Raw genomic sequence first — 16,431 nt, 5'->3', positions numbered from 1 at the left:
GGGTTCGAGTCCTCCTCGACGTACTCGACGAGGGTGTCGGTCGCCTCGGTAGCCGCCATCTTGCCGAGGATCCGGATCGCGGGGCGGTCGCGCTTCTCGGCGCGGCCGAGAACCTCCTCGACCGACGCTTCGGTCTTCCCGCGCTTGCCCATGCGCTCGAACGCCTCCAGACAGTGGCGCTCCATGAAATCGGATCCCAGCGAGTCGAGCGCGAGCAGGATCATGTCGACGTTGCCCCGCGCCTCGTGCTCCTTCAGCGCGGCCCACTCGACCGGGTAGTCCTTGTAGTGGCCCAGCACGTCGTAGTAGCCCTGCGCGCGGAGCTGCTCGTGGGTCTCCAGATCGTCCCACTCCTCGGCGTCGTCGAGGTCGGCCTCCAGCCCGTCGGTCGCCTCCAGCAGCGCGGCGATGTCGTCGGCGTCGTCGTCCGCGTCGAGACCGGCGTCGGCGACCGCCTCGGCGACGGCGTCGAGCGCCGCGACGAGGTCCGCGATCTCGTCGCCGTCGGGACCGGCGTCGGGGTCGACCGTCTCGGCGGCCGCGTCGACGAACGACGCGACCGCGGCCGCGACCTCGTCGTGGCCGTCCTCGGTCCACTCGGTGTCCTCGACCGTCCCGGCGGCGGTCTCGATCGCCTCGACGACGTCCTCGCCGTAGGGGCCGCGGGCGTCTTCGACGCCGTCGCGGAGCTCCGCGACGCGGTCGTCGAGGTCGGATCGGGGATCGTCGGCGTCCTCGTCGTCCTCGTCCGGCTCGGGGAGGTCCGCCTCCTCGATGCCGGTCTCCGCGTCGTCCAGCAGCGCCTCGACGTCGTCGAGGTCCGCCTCCGTCTCGGCGGCGTCGAGGCGGTCCGCGATCTCGTCGAGGTACTCGGTCAAGGACTCCTCGGTCGGGTCTTCGGGGAGCGTCGGGGCGGCCGTCTCCGTCGACTCGCCGGCCTCCCCGCCGTCGTCCGCGGCGTCGGCCCCCTCGGAGGCGTCGGCCGGGTCGTCGTCGCCGTTGCTCATATACCACGAATTCCGCGCGTAGTCCATTAAGAGGTTTCCCTTCGCGGCGGCTGGCGGCCGCGCGGGAGGGTCGAACGAGCGCGGGAGCGGGCGGTCGACTCTGCGCCGGATCGACGGCCGACGTCGGATCAGAGGGTCGTGTTCACGACCATCACACTTTTATTATCACCTGCTAATACCGGAACGATTCGATGTTGGACGTCGACCAGGAGGCGATCACCGACGGTCCGGTCGGGCGCGTGCTGCTCGTGCTCGCCGCGCCGCTCGTCGCACAGAACGTCGTGTACGTCGCGAACGCGCTGATCGACACGTTCTGGCTCGGGCGCGTCGGCGAGGACGCGGTCGCCGCGGTGGGCCTCAGCCTCCCGGTCCAGTCGCTGCTCGGCGCGACGGTCGTGATCGGCGCGGTCGGCACGCAGATCCTCGTCTCGCAGCGCGCCGGGAACGACGACGCGACGGGCGCGCGCCGCGTCGCGTTCAACGGCGCGCTCGTCGCATTCGCGGTCACGGCGGCGGTCGCGATCCCGGTGGTCGTCTACGCGGAGGAACTGGTTGCGCTGCTCGGGGCCGACCCCGCGCTCGCCGGCACGACGGCGACGTACCTCGCGCTCGTGATCGCCGTCCTCCCGGTCGGGGCCGTCGGGGACACCGTCGAGAACTGCTTCACGGCGTACGGCGACACCCGCGCGGTGTTCCACGTGAGCCTCGTCAGCGTCCTCGTCAACCTCGTCGCCGCGCCGGTCCTCATCTTCGGCGTCGGCCCCGCCCCGGAGCTCGGCGTCGCCGGGGCCGCGCTCGGCACCGTCCTCGCGGGGGTCGCCGGACTCCTGTGGATCCTCGGGTACGCGGCCGGAATCGGCCGCGACACCTTCCGGCTCACCCGCGAGACGTTCGCGTTCGACCCGGGGCTCGTCCGCGAGGTGGCCTCCGTGGGGGCTCCGCTGGGCGGACAGCGCGGCGTGAGCGAGGTGGTCCGGGTGTTCGTCGTCGGACTCGTCGCGATCGCCGGCGGCGCGGCGGGCGTCGCGGCGTACACGGTCGGGGCGCGGGTCGCGACGCTCGCGATCGTCCCGGCGCTCGGGATGCAGCAGGCCGCCCAGTCGATGGTCGGCCAGAACCTCGGCGCGGACGCCCCCCGTCGCGCCCGCCGGACGACCACCGTCGGCACCGGGATGGTCGTCGCCGGGTTCCTCGCGCTCGGGGCCGTCCAGTTCCTGTTCGCCGGCGGGATCGCGGACCTCCTCGCCCCCGACCTCACGGCGGCCGGGCGCGACCTCGCGGTGACGTACCTCCGGATCCTCGGGGCCTCCTACTGGGCTCTCGGCGGCACGTACACCCTGCTCGCCGGGTTCAACGGCGCGTCCAGAACCCGGACGGCCTTCGTCGCCGACCTGATCAAGTACTGGGCGGTCCGGTTCCCGATCGCGGTCGCGGCCGTGCCGGTCGCGACGACGTTCGGCGCGCTCGGCGTCACCGTGACGCCGGGGCTGGGATGGGGCGTCGAGGCCGTCTTCTGGGCGGTCGCCGCCTCGAACGTCGTCGGCTTCGTCGGACTCGGCGGGTACTTCCTGTACACGACCCGGCGCGGGATGTTCGCGAACGCGGCCGAACGCGCGGGCGGCGGGACCGGGTCGGGGACGGCCGACGACTGAGCGCGGTCGGCCCCGGCGGCGCGGTCGCGGTCAGCGCCCTCCGAGCAGGTCGTCGCTCTCGACGACCGCCGCGAACTCGCCGTTCAGGTGCGCCAGCGCGACGCGGTGGGAGGTCTCCGGGTCGATCCGCTCGCCGTCGGGCGCTTCGCGGGCGTGCGTCGCGGTCGCGTCGGCGACGACCCGAACGCCGTAGCCGCGGTTCTCGGCCTCCCGCGTCGTGGTCGAGACGCAGTGGTCGGTGGTCAGCCCGCAGACGACGAGCGACTCGTGACCCGCCTCGCGGAGCCACTCGTCGAGCCCCGAGTCGTGGAACGCCCCGTTGACCGACTTCTCGAAGGTCGGCTCGCCGTCGGCGGGGGCCGTCTCGGGCTTCCACGCGAAGCCGGGCGCGTCCGGCCGCAGGGGAGAGTCCGGTTCGGTCGAGGCGTGGCGCACGTGCGCGACGGGCCGGCTCGCATCGCGCCAGCGGTCGAGGAGCGCGGCCGCGACCGCCTCGGCGTCGGGGTTGTTGCGCTCGCCCCACCCCGGGTCGTCGAAGCCGGTCTGGAAGTCGACGAGGACGAGGACGGCGTCGGAATCAGTCATCGCCGAGCCCCGCGGTGAGGGAGTCGTCGCGGTCGCCCGCGCCGTCGTCGCCCGCGAACCGCCGCCACGCGCCGGGTTCGAGCAGCGGTTCCGGTGCTTTCGGGTGGTCGCGGGTCGGCGACAGGGGGCACTCGTCCGGGGCCGCGTCGTCGTCCTCGCGGAACAGGTACTGTTTCCACTCGCGGTCGCCCTCCGCCCCCCAGTCGCCGAGGTCGGCGTGGGGGCAGACGCCGTCGTACTCGCCCATGCGGTCGCGGATGGTCTCGCGGGCGCGCTCGCCGGCCTCCGTGTCTGCGGTGAGCCCCTCGAAGACGGCCCGCGGCTGGAAGGTGATCTCTAAGCCGACCGGCGAGTACCGGCTCTTCCGGTCGTCGTAGAACGGGGCGCGAGAGGTCGGGAACAGCGCTTCGCCGCCGAAGCAGAACTCCCAACGCGGGGTGTCCGGGTCCGTCGGGATGTCGTCGGGCCACGGCTCCGGGTCGTGGACGTGGAGGGACTCCAGTACGTGCCAGAGCCGCTCGTGGTAGTGCGCCTCGCCGCGGTCGCCCGCGGGCGGCCGGAAGAACACCGCGAGCGGCGCGCGGTCGGCGTGGTCCTCGTAGGTGTCGAGGTATTCGAGGAGGACGTCCCGCAGCCGCAGGAGGGCGGCGGGGTCTGTCGTCGACTCGCAGGCGGCGTACAGGAGGTCCCCCTCGCGCTCGACCTCGATGCCGAAGTAGCAGGGGAACGGCGACCCGTCGCGCTCGCCGAGCATCGACTCGCGGAAGGTGCGGTAGTGTTCTCGAAGCCACTCGGGAGCGTCGTCGAGCCGACCGCGGAGCGTCTCCTGATCCAACAGCACGCCCTCGGTTCCGGGCTCGTTCATACTCTTATTGGACGGTAGACGGGCATTTGCCTTTCGACGGCCCCAGCGAGACGGGAACGACGGGCACAGCGACGGCCCCCGCTCAGGACCCGTCGTCCGGTCGCTCCGCCCGTCGGTCGAAGGCGTCGAGAACGGGCCCCGGATCCGCCAGTCTCGGGAGTCGGATCTCCCGGTCGCGGAGTTCGACGACGACGGACCGGGTACCCGTCCGGCGGTCGATCCGGTCGCGCTCGACGCGGAGGTCCTCCTCGTCCCACGGCTCGATCCGCCACAGTGCCCCGCCGGACAGTCGGTCGTACGCGACGATCGAGGGATCGTCGTCGTCGATCCGGTACTCCAGCGGGCCGTACCGGACCAGCGAGTCGAACGCGGGGACGGTCACCGGGGCCGTGACCGCGAGCAGTCCGAGTCCGACGGCGAGCGGGGTCTCGCCCGAGGTCACCGCCAGAAGCGTCGCCGTCGCGAGTAACGCCGCGAGGACCCAGCCGCCCGGCCGTCGTATCCCGGCGAGGGGGTGGCCGAGGACGCGGCCGATGGCGGTCGGTCGAAGTCGGCGGTCGGGATCCGACCCCGGATCGAGGTCCCGTTCGCGGTTCGGCGGGTCGTACGCCCATCCGAGGTCGGCGTCCGTCGACTCGTCGAACGAGACCAGCCGGTCGCCGTACAGGGCCGCGAGATCGAACGCGAACTTGACGAGCACGGCGATCCCGAGGACGAGCGGACCGAACGTCGTCGGGTCTGCGACCTCGCCGATGGGGACGTCGGTATCGTCGGCGACGGCCGCCGCGACGAGTGGGACGACGAAGAACCCGACGAGCAGGAGCGTCACCATCCGGAGAAGGACTCCACGGACGGCGGTCCCCGCGCTCTCGTCGCGGTACCCCCCGCGATGAAAGTAGTCGACCGCGGTTCGGAGGGCCTCGGCGGCGGCTATCCCGGTCGCGGCGAGAAGGGCGGTTCCGACCGTCTCGGGACGTACGCCTTCGGCCCCGGCGAGTGCCAGCAGTATCGGCCCGGTGACCGCCCACGACACGGCGAGAAACGGGAGGAGAACCGCCAGCGAGAACAGCGAGGAGAGGTGGACTCGAACGCCGGTCCGCGGGACCGGAAGCGAGAGCCGCTTCTCGGCTATCGCGCCGAACACCAGCACGTTCGTGTCGAACCCGCTCGGACGCCCGGCGAAGACGCCGCGGAGGACCGCGAACGCCGCCACCACGCCCAGTTCGAACCAGTAGACCGTGACGAGCGTCGTCGCGTCCCAGCCGAGCGCGACGACGCCGACGAGCGGGAGCAGGTTCGCGATCCCGACGGCGACCGCTGCCGATCGGCTCGCGTCGGGCGAGCGCGGGAGGGCGACCACGCCGGACGCTCGCCGCGATCACGCATAAAATCACGGAAGTGACGTGTGCGTAAACGACCGTGACGACCACGGCGGATGCTACGCCGCCGGGAAACGGATGACCGTGTACGGGCCTGGAGCGTCGACGGACCTTTATAAGTGGGCGCGTCGACAGCGACGATGGTTTATAAGCAGGAACAGCAGCGGCGACGATTACGTATAAACGACCGCGACCGCAGCGCGGTTGACCGCCCGCGTCAGTCGCCCGCGACCGCGAACCGCGAGGCGTCGCCCTCGGCGGTCGGCGCGGTGAGCAGCGAGACGCCGACGGTGAGGAGGGCCGACAGCGCCATCAACCCGAGCGCCACGTCCCAGCCGCCGAGGACGGTGCGCGGGAGCGTCGGGACGATCGGGACGACCGAGGACAGCACCACGAGCAGGTACGCCGCCTGCGGGACGGCGATCCCGGCGACCATGCCCGTGCGCGTCGTCCGGGGCCAGTAGAGCGCGCAGATCACCGGGAGCGCGAGCAGCGCGAACCCGGAGAACGCGGTGTCTCCGACCTCGATCAGCGTCCCGGGGCGGAACAGGCTCGCGACGAACGCCAGCGTCGCGAACAGCGCCACGCCGATCCGGGCGATCCACGCCTCGCGCCGCTCGGAGGCGGTCGCGTCGACGAGCGGGCGGTAGAGGTCGCGAGTGAAGTACGACGACCCCGACAACAGCATCGAGTCCGACGAGGACATCATCGCGGCCATCGCGCCCGCGATGACCAGCGCGGCGAACCACGCCGGCGCGTACTCGTTCAGCACGACCGGCAGCACGTTCGCCCCCTCGGGGACCTCGATCGGCATCCCGGCCGCCCACGCGCCGAGCATGAACGCGGGGAGGAAGAGGAGGAGCACGAGGACGGGCCACAGCGCGAACGACCGCTTCAGCGTCGCGGCCGACTTCGCGACGAAGAACCGCTGGTTGATCTGGGGGAACATCGTCACCCCGAACGCGATGGTGATCGCCGTGGAGACGATGAAGCCGGGGGTGTACGTCCCGCCCCCGAAGCTCCCGAACTCGGGGCGGGCCTCCAGCATCGCGCCGGTCGCGGCCCCGACGCCGCCGACCGCGGAGAGCACCCACGCCGCGGCGATCCAGACGATAGAGAGCATGAAGAGGCCCTGTAGCGTGTCCGTCCACGCCACGCCGCGGAGCCCCGCGACGGTGACGTAGAGGATCATGAACGCCGTGATGAGCGCCGCGCCGCCCCAGTAGGGGACGACGCCGTCTGTGAGTCCCACGAGCGCCTCGCCGGCCCCCATCTGCTGGAGCATCACGTACGGGAACAGCCACAGGAGGCTCACCCCAGCGACCAGCGCTCGCAGGCCGACGGAGCCGAACCGGTCGCCGAGCATCTCGCCCAGCGTCACGTAGCCGTTGCGGGAGCCGATCAGCCACTGCTTGTAGCCGACGACGTACCACAGCACGGCGAACAGGACGCCGTCGAGCGTCCCCATCACGACCAGCCACTCCGGGCCGGCGGCGTACGCGAGGTTCGGGCCGCCGAAGAAGGTGAACGCCGACAGCAGGGTGGCGAACGTCGTGAAAAGCAGCACGAGCGTCCCGATCGACCGGCTCGCGAGGTAGTAGTCCTCGGCGGTCGTCTCCGAGACGCGGTACGCGACCAGCCCGAGCGCGAGCGCGACGACGAGGTAGCCGACGACGACGCCGAGCGAGAGCCCGAGCGTCATCGGCGGTCACCCCCACTCTCCGCCGCGGCGGCCCGCTCTCGTCCCATCCCTCGCTCCCACGCGCCGCTCCGAACGAACAGCGAAAAGAGGGTCGCGCACAGCCCCAGCCACGCCACGTGCCACCAGATCCACACCGGCAGGCCCGCGACGACGCGGTCGACGCCCCAGAGGGGCCACGGCACCGCGAACGCCACGAGCGTCGCGAACGTCGGTATCCACACGAGATCACTCCGTGAGCGCGTCATGTGAGATGAACCCACTTCCGTAGACATTAGTCACTATCGGATGAGTTCGAAGAGGCAGATCGGAGAGAAATTTTCTTCAATAGTCGTCGACGGAGTGGCGTGGCGATAGCTATTTTCCGCGACGGACGAAACGTAAAGCGGGCGGCTTCTCCCGCCCGATATCACCATTCACACACCATGAAAGACACAGAAAAATACCTGATACACGCCACCATCGCGGCCGACGGCGTCGTCGAGCGGAGCGACGTCGTCGGGGCGGTGTTCGGCCAGACGGAGGGGCTGCTCGGCGACGAGCTGGACCTCAGGGACCTCCAGGAGTCCTCGCGCGTCGGCCGGATCGACGTCGCCGTCGAGTCAGAGAACGGGCAGTCGTTCGGCGAGGTCACCGTCGCCTCCAGTCTGGACAAGGTCGAGACCGCCATCTTGGCGGCCGCGTTGGAGACGATCGATCGCATCGGTCCCTGTCACGCCTCCGTGGAAGTGACGAGCATCGAGGACGTGCGGGCGGCCAAGCGCCGCGAGGTCGTCGAGCGCGCCAAGGAGCTGGTCGCCGGCGGGTTCGAGGAGACGAGCCTCGCGAGCAGCGACGTGTTAGAGGAGGTCCGCGACGCCGCCCGCGTCGAGGGCATCGTCGACTACGAGGGGCTCCCCGCCGGACCGCGGGTCGGCGACTCCGACGCCGTCATCGTCGTCGAGGGGCGCGCGGACGTGCTGACGCTGCTCGGCTGCGGGATCAAGAACGCCGTCGCGGTCGAGGGAACGAACGTCCCCGAGGCGGTCGCCGACCTGACCGCCGACCGGACCGTCACCGCCTTCCTCGACGGCGACCGCGGGGGGGAGCTCATCCTCCGCGAGCTCGCGCAGGTGGGCGAGGTGGACTACGTCGCGTTCGCGCCGCCCGGCGAGTCAGTCGAGGACCTCGGCCGCGACGCCGTCTTCGAGGCGCTCCGCGGGAAGGTCCCGTACGCGAGCCTCGCGGACGCCGCCGACCTCCGGGCGGCCGCGAACGACGAGTCGCCGGCCGACGGCGACGACTCCGGATCGGTCGCGCGCGTCGGCGACGGCGGCGCGGTGCCGAGCGACTCCCCGGCGGACGACTCTCCCGGCCCGTCGCCCGAGTCACCCGAACCGTCCGAATCCTCGGGCGTCGACCGGGCTGACGAACCGACGGAATCGCGAGAGGGACCCGTCGCGGCCGACGGGGAGTCGACCGAGTCCGGCGACGAATCCGCGGAATCCGCGGACGCGGCCTCCGGAACCGCCGGCGGCGCGGGGACCGACGTCGAGTCCGGCTCGGTGACGGACGACAGCCTCGACGTGGCCGAGACCGACGAACCGGACCCGGAATCGACCGACGGATCAGACGCGGGGCCGACCGACGGATCAGACGCGGGGCCGACCGACGGATCAGACGCGGGGCCGACCGACGAATCAGACGCGGGGCCGACCGACGGATCAGACGCGGGGCCGACCGACGAATCAGACGCGGGGCCGACCGGGAACACGGACGCCGAACCGGTCGGGGACGAGGCGGACGGATCCGGCGAGGCCGACGCGGACGAGACCGCTGACGAACCGCGGTCGATCGGGGGCCACGTCCGGGAGGTCGTCGACGGCGAGACCGGGCGCGCGCGCTTCCTCGGCGAGGGGTTCGACCGCCTCGACGAGGTGGACGCCGCCGACGCGTTCGACGCGCTCGACGCCGCCGACACCGCGCCGCACGCCGTCGTCGTCGACGGGACCGTCGATCAGCGCCTGCTCGACGTTGCGGCCCAGCGCGGCGTCAGCGACCTGATCGGCCGCGACCTCGGGGAGTTCGTGAAGCGACCGGCGGGGACGCGCGTCCTCGCCGCCGCCGACGTCTGGGTCGAGGGCTGAGACGGATCGCCGCCGGAGAACGAATTTTTCTCGGACTCGGGGTTCAGACGAGACCGACCGCGCCGAGCAGCGCGAACAGCGCGTCGCCGTACGTCAGCGAGACGACGAGCCCGACCGCCATCGGGACGACGAACGGCATGCCGGGAGAGACCGACACGCGGTCCGCGGCGGCGACGACCTCCAGCCCGTCCCGGAGCGTCGCGGCGTCTGTGCCGTACGCGCCGTGGTCGATGTCGTCGAGGAAGCGCTCGGCGGCCCACGGGTCGTCCCCGGCCGCTCCGTCGACCTCGGTCCCGCCGTCCGGGGCGGCGTCGTCGACCGCGCGCCCCCCGTCGGTCCGCGGACCGACGTGGGTCCCGCCGTCGGTCGGGTCGAACGTCTCGCCGACCGAGTCGGGGTCGCGGAGCCGATGGGGGTCGGCCCGCAGGTCCGCCAGCGTGAGGCCGCGCCAGCGGAGGTACATCCGGAGCGCGTCGAGGTCGAGTCCGCCCCGCGTCGGGCCGTCCGGGTCCTCGAACAGCCGCCCGTGTCTGTCGGGCAGCGACTCGGTCGCGACCGGGCGCGCGAAGAACATGTTCTCCGAGACCTCGCCGCGGACGAGGTTGAGCGCCGCGAGACCGACCGGGTAGGCGAGCCCGATCAACACCGTGTTCGTGAGGATCGTCAGCGAGAACACGCCGAGGTCGGTGTCGACGAGCGGGAGGACGAGGTTCCCGACCTCGTAGGCCGGGAAGGTCGGGAATATCACCGCGAGCGCGATCATCGCCTTGGCGTCGGCACCGCCGAACGCGCCGAGGTACCAGAAGGCGTAGCCGAGCGGCGCGACGAACAGCAGGCTGACCGCGGCCCGGACGAGGAATATCCGGCCGTCGAACCCCGCGAACGGCCACAGGGCGGCGGCCTCCCAGATCAGGAGGAGCGCGCCGAACAGGTACAGCGGCGGCCACAGTCGGTTCGGGAGGCGTCGGGTCCGGACGTCCCGGATCGCCGCCCACGCGAACACGGGGACGACGAGCAGTCGAAGGAGGTCCGGCAGCGTCGCGACCATGTCACCACGGGGGACACCGGCCCAATTAGGCGTTCGGGTTCGGCTATCGGGATCGATACGCCACCGCGGTTCGCGGAGGTGTTCTGAGCCGGCTGCCGAGACGGTCGCAATGCGCCGCCGCCTCGGGACGAGCCTGTACGCCGGCCTGCTGTTCACCGTCCTCGGCCTCGTCGCGTGGGCGACCGGGCAGCCGTTCGTCTTTCCGAGCCTCGGGCCGTCCGCGTTCGTCCTCGCGTTCGACCGCCGGAGCGAGCGGGAGCGCGCCGTCCGCGTGGTCGGTAGCCACCTGATCGGCGGGCTCACCGGACTGGCGGCGTGGACGGCGGTCGCCGACGGCGCGGCGCTCACCGCCACGCCCCCCGCGTTCTCGGCCGAGGGGTTCCGCCTGACCGTGAGTGCGGTCGTCTCGCTCGGCCTCCTCTCGACCACGCCCGAGGTGGCGATCATCGTCGCGGGCGTGACGGTCCTCGTCGCCTTCCACGCCGGCGTCATCCCCCTGTTCAAGCGGTTCGTCGGGGACGCGCACCCGCTGTACGGGCGCGGCGACGCGGCCGACGGGGCGGGGTAGCCGGGGTCACTCGTCCGGCCGGTCCGGCCGCCTGTCGAAGACGTCGAGGATCGGCTCGGGGTCCGCGAGACCCGGGATCCGGTGCTCGCCGTCCCGGAGTTCGATCACGACGGTCTCGGTGTCGAGCCGCCGGTCGAGCCGGCCGCGTTTGACTCGGAGGTCCGTCTCGTCCCACGGCTCGACGCGCCACAGGGGAACATCGAACAGGCGATCGTAGGCGACGAGGGCGTCGTCGCCCGCGCGGTAGTCGACGAGTCCGTACCGGAGTTCGTGATCGAGCGCGGCGAGCGAGAGCGGGGCCCCGACGGCGACCGCGAGGAGCGCGGCGGCGGTCGCCCAGTCGCCGCCGATCGCGAATATCGCGGCGACGAGCGCCGGGAGAGCGCCGAGATACCACAGTCCGGGGTGACCGAGCGGCGTCGTCAACGCTCCCGCGAGGCGGGCACGGCGTGGCTGCTGGACCGTTCGGACCGGGTCCGCGACCGAGCCGTCAATCGGCCCCGTCGAGGGCGGGTCGTACGAGAGCCCCAAGTCAAGCGCAGACGACTCGTCGACCTCGGTGAGCCCGTCGCGGTACAGCCCGACGAGGTCGAAGGCGGCCTTGACACAGACGATCCCCAAGAGCAGCGGGAGGCCGGCGACACCGGGGTCGATCGCGGAGAGCTCCGCGTCGGGACCCACCGTCGCCGCGCCGATCAGCATGGCGGCGACAATCCCGCCGACCGCGATCGTCAGGGCCCGAAAGAAGACGCCCCGGACCGCGGTCTGGGCGCTGTGTTCGCAGTACTCGCCCAGATAGATGTAGTCGACGAGGGTCGTCGCGCCCTCGGTCGCGAAGATCACGAGCATCGCGACCGCCACCGAATCGAGTGCGTCGGGAGCGAGCCCGCCGTCGACGGCGACGCCGACGGTAACGACGCCCGCCATGAACCACACGCCCGCGAGAACCGGAACGAATATCGGGAGGACGAGGAGCGTCGAGAGCCAGATTCGGAGGTCGGTTCCCGGGACGGGAATCGCGGTGCGTCTCTCCGCGAGCGGGCCGGCGATCAGGCCGTCACGCTCGACTTCCGAGGGGCGTCCGGCGAACAGCGCGCGAACGATCGCCCAGAACGAGGCGATCCCGAGTTCGAACCAGTACAGGAGCACCAGCGCGCCCGCGCTCCAGCCGAGCGCGACGACGCCGACGAGCGGGAGCAGGTTCGCGACCGCCACCGAGAGCGCTCGGGGGCGGCGACCGCGGGCGAGGGCTCGGAACCAGGCGAACGGACCGGGGGAGGGCATCCGTCGGTCGTTCCGGGTCGCGAGACATAAGCGCCGCGGGAGCGGCGACGGCGGTGGCCCTCGGGGCGGGCGAAAGACACTCGTCGTTCCCGGAGCGACCCGCGGACATGGCGGACGATTCCCTCCTCGCGCGCGTCGCGGTCCCCGTCGTCCTCCTCGGTGCCGTCGTGATCGCCGTCGCCGTCGCCGCGGTCGCGGTCCAGTATGTCGGGGGCGCGTGGCTCGGCGCGTACCTCACGCTCGCCGGCGTCGGCGGCGTCGGCGTCGGAGTCGTCGGTCTCGGGCTCGCCGCGTACGCGTTCGGCTGATCGCGTCGACCGTGGCCGTCGCGATCCGAACCGATCTCGGTCGTGCGCGCGCCGGACCGTCCCGGCCGTCAGCGCGCCGGTCCCGCGCCGCGGTGGAGGTACATGTAGACGAGGACGGGAACGATCGTGAACACGAGCGTTGAGAGCCCCCAGACGACCGCGTAGCGGCTGCCGCGCGCCCTCGCGTCGCGGTAGATCCACACCGCGGCGGCGACGACGACGCCGTAGATCACGAGCGTGAGCGGGAGCGACCACGGGAGGTCGACGCCGAAGAGGGTCATGGCTCCCCGCCGGTGAGGTCGGCGCACATCACGAAGTCCGGTTCGGCCGCGACCGGGACGCGGTTCGCCCCGGTGTCGCTCACGTGCTCGACCGTCTCGGGGATCAGCACGCGGGCGTCGTCCGCCTCGGCGGCCCCGGCGTCGGCGGCGACCGCGTCGTACAGCGCCCCCGCGGCGTCGGCGTCGCGCCACGCGGCCGCGCCGTACGTCGCGGTCCGGACGGTGCCCTCGTCCGTCTCGCGCTCCGTCACGCGCGTCCGGACCGCGAAGCCGGCGACTCCGTCCGCGTCGGCGACGCCGAGGAGTCGGTCCTCGGCGGCCGCGGCCGCCAGTCGCTCGCGTGTGAGCGCCGAGCAGGCCCACGACTCGCCGGGGTCGAGCGCCAGTCCGCGCAGGTGGTCGCGGGCGTCGCTGTCGCTCCAGAACGCCCACGCGGCGTTCGGGTCGGGCTCCGCGAGGACGGCGACGCCGGTGATGTCGGTCGCATCCGAGGGGTCCGCGTCCGGCTCGGGCTCGGCGAACCGGAACTCGGTCTCCGGATCGAAGCCCACCGCCCGCGACTGGCCGAGCCCCATGACGTTCCAGGAGAACACCATGTTGCGGCAGACGGTCGCGCCGCGGTCGCGCGACCAGTCGAGCGCGGCCTCGGAGAGCGCCGTCCCGACGCCGTGGCCGCGCGCGGCCGGGTCGACGCGGATCCCCTGTCCCCACGCCTCCCACTCAGAGAGCGAGACGGCCTGAATACAGCCCACGACCGCCTCCGGGTCGCCCGCGTCGGCGGCCCCCGTCCCGTCGCCCCCGACGTGCGTGTCGCCCGTTTCTCGTCCGTCGAGGTCGCCGGCCTCGGCCGCCGCGGGCGGCAGCGTCGCGACGAACGTCCCGCGGTCCGGGTCGTCCGACGCGGCCCAGTCGGGGAACACCCGCGGGATGTAGTCCTCGTGGCGCTCGCCCCACGTGTCCCGGGTGAACGCCGCGACCGCGTCGGCGTCGGCGGGGCGGGCCTCGCGGACGACGGGGTCGGGACCCGGATCGGAGCCGGACGCCGACCCGTCCTCCGATCCCGTCATCGCCAGGGCCGCGACTCCTCGGTCAACTCGCCGGCGAGGTCTCGCCCCATCGCCTCGGCGGGGTCGGAGACGTTCGCGAGCGCCCACATCAGCTTCACCTTCGCGGTGCCGGGGAGGGTGTCGCCGGCCTCGACGACGCCCGCGTCGAGCAGGTCGCGGCCGGTGTCGTACACGCGGTCGCAGACCCGGCCCGCGAGACACTGGCTCGTCATCGCGACGACGGTCCCGCCCTCGACCAGCTCCTCGATCCGCGGGATGAGGTCGGTGTGGACGTGGCCGAGCCCGGTGCCCTCGATCACGACGCCGTCCTTCTCGTCGAGATACGCCCACGCCGCCGGGTCCATCCCGGGCGTGAACTTGACGAGCTCCACGTCGCCGTCGAGGTCGGGGGCGACCGCGACGCCGTCGCCCTCGGAGACTGCGGCCGCGTCGGAATCACCGCCGGCGGGACCGGTCCCGGTCTCGCCGCGCGGGAGGGGCTCGCGGTTCCACTCGATCGCGGCGTCGGCCGCGTCGCCCTCGCTGCCCGCCGCCGCGGCGGCCTCGTAGTCGATCAGGCCGAGCGGGGCGGCACCGACCGTCTCGAAGGCGTCCCGGCGCGAGGTGTGGTTCTTCCGGACGCGCGTGCCGCGGTGGAGCGCGCAGGTGTCGTCGGAGGGGGACACGTGCATACACACCAGCGTCTCGGCGTGGTCGGCCTTCGCGGCCTCGACGGCGCACACCGCGTTCATCACGTTGTCCGAGGAGGGGCGGTCCGCGGAGCGCTGGCTCCCGGTGAACACGACCGGGACGGGCGAGTCGAGCATGAACGAGAGCGCGGACGCGGAGTACTGCATCGTGTCCGTGCCGTGCATCACGACGACGCCGTCGGCCCCCGCCTCGATCTCCTCGCGGACGGCCGCGGCCAGCTCCCGCCAGATGGACGGCTCCATGTTCTCCGAGAGGATGTTCGCGACGACCCGGCCGCGGTAGTTCGCGCGGCCGGCGAGCTCCGGGACGGCCCGGAGGACGTCCTCGGCGTCGAACTGCGCCGTGACGGCCCCGGTCCGGTAGTCGACGGTGGAGGCGATGGTCCCGCCGGTCGAGATGAGCGAGACGGTGGGTAGGTCGTCGTCGAAGGTGATCTCCGAGGTGGCGTCGCCCTCGTCCGTCTCGGCCGCGGGGTCGACCTCGCGGACGGCGGACTCCAACACCTCGACGTCGGCCGCGCCGCGGTCGATCCCGACGTTGTAGCCCCCGTCGAGCTTGACGACGAGGTGGTCGCGCGTCGTGGAGGGGAGCAGTACGCCCTCGTTGGTGACGCCCCCGCGCTCGACGCGGACGCGATCTCCCGGTTGCATACGACCGGGTTCCGCCGGGGCGGACTTGAATCCAACCGTTCGCGCCGCGCGCCGGTCGGTTCGGAGCGCCGCGGCTCGGGCCCGAGCGAGCGGACCGGTCGGCGGTCGGGAACGATCCGGTGATCAGGAACGGCTCGACGGAGACGAACGGAGAGAGAACGGCTCGACGGAGCCGAGGGCTATCGGCCGACTGCGGGGGTCGCTGGCGGTCGGGTCAGTGCTCGATGTACTCGGCTTCCCAGTCGGTTCGCGCCTCGATCTCGCGGCGGCCGCGGCGCGTCAACGTGTAGTAGTTGGTGCGGCGGTCGCGCTGGCCCTTCTCGACGAGCCCCTTCTCGACGAGCGTGTCGAGGTTCGGGTAGAGGCGGCCGTGGTGGATCTCCTTCTCGTAGTACTCTTCGAGCTCCTCTTTGATCGCCAGCCCGTGCGGCTCGTCGAGCCCCGCGATCACGTAGAGCAGGTCGCGCTGAAAACCTGTGAGGTCGTACATACAACTGCCAACACATACCTGTCGAAAATAAATAAATATACCGTTATATCAGTCTTCGTACGACCGGATGCCCGGCCTTACCACCCCGTAACGGACACGTTCGTCGTGTCAGATCCGTAACCGTCAGCGGCGGCGGACGGCGGATTCGCGGTCGAACGTCGTTTTTCTGGTCTGATACGTGGTGCGAACCGACGGCGACCGCACGCGAACCGAGACGGTCCCGAGCGGCGTCGCGACTCCTCTGGTCGGGCAGGAACGAGACGGAGTCGGCGCTAGCCGGTCGAGTTATCGGAAGAAGGCACGCCCGACGCGGAAAAAAGCCGCGTCGGGCCTGCCGATTGGTCCCCGCTGACGCTTCGGCCCTCCAGACGAAGCGTCACCTGAACGTACACCGTAGAGATTGATAAACGTGTCGTACGTCGCTCACATGTGTTCCTCTTCTAACACCCAGCCGAGCGCGCGCTTGTAGTGGGTGAACAGCTCCTCGACGCCGCGGTGGTTCATCTCCTCGTCGTCCAGTTGTTCGCGGAGGAACTCGTACTGCTCTCGGATCTCCTCTTCGGAGCGCATAGACGGTGGGAAGGCCGCCGGGCGGATAGTGTTGTGGCCGCCCGCCGCGGACGACGGGACGGGTCAGCTCGGCGTGGGTCGGCCTACCGATACCACGCGACCAGCACGCCGACCACCAGCGACACGCCGACGACGGTCAAGACCTGTCTCTTATACACATCT

Annotated in this window: 17 protein-coding genes; 4 read left to right on the top strand and 13 right to left on the bottom strand. The window is 71.8% G+C overall.

What is annotated here, in order from left to right:
• Positions 1-1,007, bottom strand: a 1,007-nt coding sequence (locus tag C472_RS12975; RefSeq protein ID WP_049906637.1) for a hypothetical protein, incomplete at its 3' end; no start/stop codon positions are given.
• Between the two features lie 191 nt (positions 1,008-1,198).
• On the opposite strand from C472_RS12975, the gene C472_RS12970 reads away from it, so the two are divergent.
• Entirely contained in the window at positions 1,199-2,659 is a 1,461-nt protein-coding gene (locus tag C472_RS12970; RefSeq protein WP_006630297.1) for an MATE family efflux transporter, read from the top strand.
• Between the two features lie 30 nt (positions 2,660-2,689).
• Here C472_RS12970 and C472_RS12965 read toward each other — a convergent pair whose 3' ends face one another.
• From C472_RS12965 to C472_RS12945, 5 genes are all read right to left on the bottom strand, one after another.
• The gene (locus tag C472_RS12965) at positions 2,690-3,244 is read right to left on the bottom strand and encodes a cysteine hydrolase family protein (RefSeq protein WP_006630296.1); all 555 of its coding nucleotides are present in this window, start codon (positions 3,242-3,244) and stop codon (positions 2,690-2,692) included.
• Complete coding sequence (locus tag C472_RS12960) at positions 3,237-4,109, bottom strand: YqcI/YcgG family protein (protein ID WP_006630295.1); 873 nt, start codon at positions 4,107-4,109, stop codon at positions 3,237-3,239. Before C472_RS12960 ends, C472_RS12965 begins: the two co-directional genes overlap by 8 nt.
• A gap of 82 nt (positions 4,110-4,191) precedes the next feature.
• Positions 4,192-5,469, bottom strand: coding sequence for a DUF6498-containing protein (locus tag C472_RS12955; RefSeq protein ID WP_006630294.1), 1,278 nt, complete (start codon positions 5,467-5,469; stop codon positions 4,192-4,194).
• Positions 5,470-5,705: 236 nt separating this feature from the next.
• Positions 5,706-7,190, bottom strand: coding sequence for a sodium:solute symporter family protein (locus C472_RS12950; protein ID WP_006630293.1), 1,485 nt, complete (start codon positions 7,188-7,190; stop codon positions 5,706-5,708).
• A complete protein-coding gene (locus tag C472_RS12945; RefSeq protein ID WP_006630292.1) occupies positions 7,187-7,435 on the bottom strand; it encodes a DUF3311 domain-containing protein in 249 nt (82 codons plus the stop codon). Before C472_RS12945 ends, C472_RS12950 begins: the two co-directional genes overlap by 4 nt.
• 177 nt (positions 7,436-7,612) lie before the next feature.
• Here C472_RS12945 and dnaG point away from each other — a divergent pair, with 177 nt between their 5' ends.
• A complete protein-coding gene (gene dnaG, locus C472_RS12940) occupies positions 7,613-9,313 on the top strand; it encodes a DNA primase DnaG (RefSeq protein ID WP_006630291.1) in 1,701 nt (566 codons plus the stop codon).
• 43 nt (positions 9,314-9,356) lie between these two features.
• Here dnaG and C472_RS12935 read toward each other — a convergent pair whose 3' ends face one another.
• Positions 9,357-10,361 (bottom strand): A24 family peptidase, encoded by a 1,005-nt coding sequence (locus C472_RS12935; protein WP_006630290.1) that lies wholly within the window; start codon positions 10,359-10,361, stop codon positions 9,357-9,359.
• Between the two features lie 109 nt (positions 10,362-10,470).
• Here C472_RS12935 and C472_RS12930 point away from each other — a divergent pair, with 109 nt between their 5' ends.
• The gene (locus C472_RS12930; protein ID WP_006630289.1) at positions 10,471-10,929 is read left to right on the top strand and encodes a hypothetical protein; all 459 of its coding nucleotides are present in this window, start codon (positions 10,471-10,473) and stop codon (positions 10,927-10,929) included.
• A 6-nt stretch (positions 10,930-10,935) separates the two neighbouring features.
• Here the strand turns inward: C472_RS12930 and C472_RS12925 are convergent, their stop codons facing one another.
• Positions 10,936-12,213, bottom strand: coding sequence for a DUF6498-containing protein (locus C472_RS12925; protein ID WP_006630288.1), 1,278 nt, complete (start codon positions 12,211-12,213; stop codon positions 10,936-10,938).
• Positions 12,214-12,320: 107 nt separating this feature from the next.
• Here C472_RS12925 and C472_RS12920 point away from each other — a divergent pair, with 107 nt between their 5' ends.
• A complete protein-coding gene (locus tag C472_RS12920; protein WP_006630287.1) occupies positions 12,321-12,521 on the top strand; it encodes a hypothetical protein in 201 nt (66 codons plus the stop codon).
• A gap of 68 nt (positions 12,522-12,589) precedes the next feature.
• On the opposite strand, the gene C472_RS12915 is transcribed toward C472_RS12920, so the two are convergent.
• From C472_RS12915 to C472_RS17575, 5 genes are all read right to left on the bottom strand, one after another.
• Complete coding sequence (locus C472_RS12915; protein ID WP_006630286.1) at positions 12,590-12,802, bottom strand: hypothetical protein; 213 nt, start codon at positions 12,800-12,802, stop codon at positions 12,590-12,592.
• Entirely contained in the window at positions 12,799-13,869 is a 1,071-nt protein-coding gene (locus C472_RS12910) for a GNAT family N-acetyltransferase (protein WP_006630285.1), read from the bottom strand. The genes C472_RS12915 and C472_RS12910 overlap by 4 nt, the downstream gene beginning before the upstream one ends.
• Positions 13,866-15,209: a Glu-tRNA(Gln) amidotransferase subunit GatD gene (gene gatD / locus C472_RS12905; RefSeq protein ID WP_006630284.1), complete on the bottom strand. Its 1,344-nt coding sequence runs from the start codon at positions 15,207-15,209 to the stop codon at positions 13,866-13,868. Before gatD ends, C472_RS12910 begins: the two co-directional genes overlap by 4 nt.
• A gap of 214 nt (positions 15,210-15,423) precedes the next feature.
• The gene (locus C472_RS12900) at positions 15,424-15,699 is read right to left on the bottom strand and encodes a PadR family transcriptional regulator (RefSeq protein ID WP_004597247.1); all 276 of its coding nucleotides are present in this window, start codon (positions 15,697-15,699) and stop codon (positions 15,424-15,426) included.
• 423 nt (positions 15,700-16,122) lie between these two features.
• Entirely contained in the window at positions 16,123-16,269 is a 147-nt protein-coding gene (locus C472_RS17575; protein WP_006630283.1) for a hypothetical protein, read from the bottom strand.
• Positions 16,270-16,431 lie beyond the last annotated feature (162 nt).

Origin of the sequence: Halorubrum tebenquichense DSM 14210 (assembly GCF_000337415.1) — an archaeon.
Classification (GTDB): Archaea; Halobacteriota; Halobacteria; order Halobacteriales; family Haloferacaceae; genus Halorubrum; species Halorubrum tebenquichense.
This window is presented reverse-complemented; position numbering and strand designations above follow the sequence as displayed.

Excerpts from the sequence above, each read along its gene's own strand:
- C472_RS12970 (WP_006630297.1), top strand. The coding sequence starts at position 1,199 with ATGTTGGACGTCGACCAGGAGGCGATCACCGACGGTCCGGTCGGGCGC.
- C472_RS12965 (WP_006630296.1), bottom strand. The coding sequence starts at position 3,244 with ATGACTGATTCCGACGCCGTCCTCGTCCTCGTCGACTTCCAGACCGGC.
- C472_RS12960 (WP_006630295.1), bottom strand. The coding sequence starts at position 4,109 with ATGAACGAGCCCGGAACCGAGGGCGTGCTGTTGGATCAGGAGACGCTC.
- C472_RS12950 (WP_006630293.1), bottom strand. The coding sequence starts at position 7,190 with ATGACGCTCGGGCTCTCGCTCGGCGTCGTCGTCGGCTACCTCGTCGTC.
- C472_RS12945 (WP_006630292.1), bottom strand. The coding sequence starts at position 7,435 with ATGACGCGCTCACGGAGTGATCTCGTGTGGATACCGACGTTCGCGACG.
- dnaG (WP_006630291.1), top strand. The coding sequence starts at position 7,613 with ATGAAAGACACAGAAAAATACCTGATACACGCCACCATCGCGGCCGAC.
- C472_RS12935 (WP_006630290.1), bottom strand. The coding sequence starts at position 10,361 with ATGGTCGCGACGCTGCCGGACCTCCTTCGACTGCTCGTCGTCCCCGTG.
- C472_RS12930 (WP_006630289.1), top strand. The coding sequence starts at position 10,471 with ATGCGCCGCCGCCTCGGGACGAGCCTGTACGCCGGCCTGCTGTTCACC.
- C472_RS12925 (WP_006630288.1), bottom strand. The coding sequence starts at position 12,213 with ATGCCCTCCCCCGGTCCGTTCGCCTGGTTCCGAGCCCTCGCCCGCGGT.
- C472_RS12920 (WP_006630287.1), top strand. The coding sequence starts at position 12,321 with ATGGCGGACGATTCCCTCCTCGCGCGCGTCGCGGTCCCCGTCGTCCTC.
- C472_RS12915 (WP_006630286.1), bottom strand. The coding sequence starts at position 12,802 with ATGACCCTCTTCGGCGTCGACCTCCCGTGGTCGCTCCCGCTCACGCTC.
- C472_RS12910 (WP_006630285.1), bottom strand. The coding sequence starts at position 13,869 with ATGACGGGATCGGAGGACGGGTCGGCGTCCGGCTCCGATCCGGGTCCC.
- gatD (WP_006630284.1), bottom strand. The coding sequence starts at position 15,209 with ATGCAACCGGGAGATCGCGTCCGCGTCGAGCGCGGGGGCGTCACCAAC.
- C472_RS12900 (WP_004597247.1), bottom strand. The coding sequence starts at position 15,699 with ATGTACGACCTCACAGGTTTTCAGCGCGACCTGCTCTACGTGATCGCG.
- C472_RS17575 (WP_006630283.1), bottom strand. The coding sequence starts at position 16,269 with ATGCGCTCCGAAGAGGAGATCCGAGAGCAGTACGAGTTCCTCCGCGAA.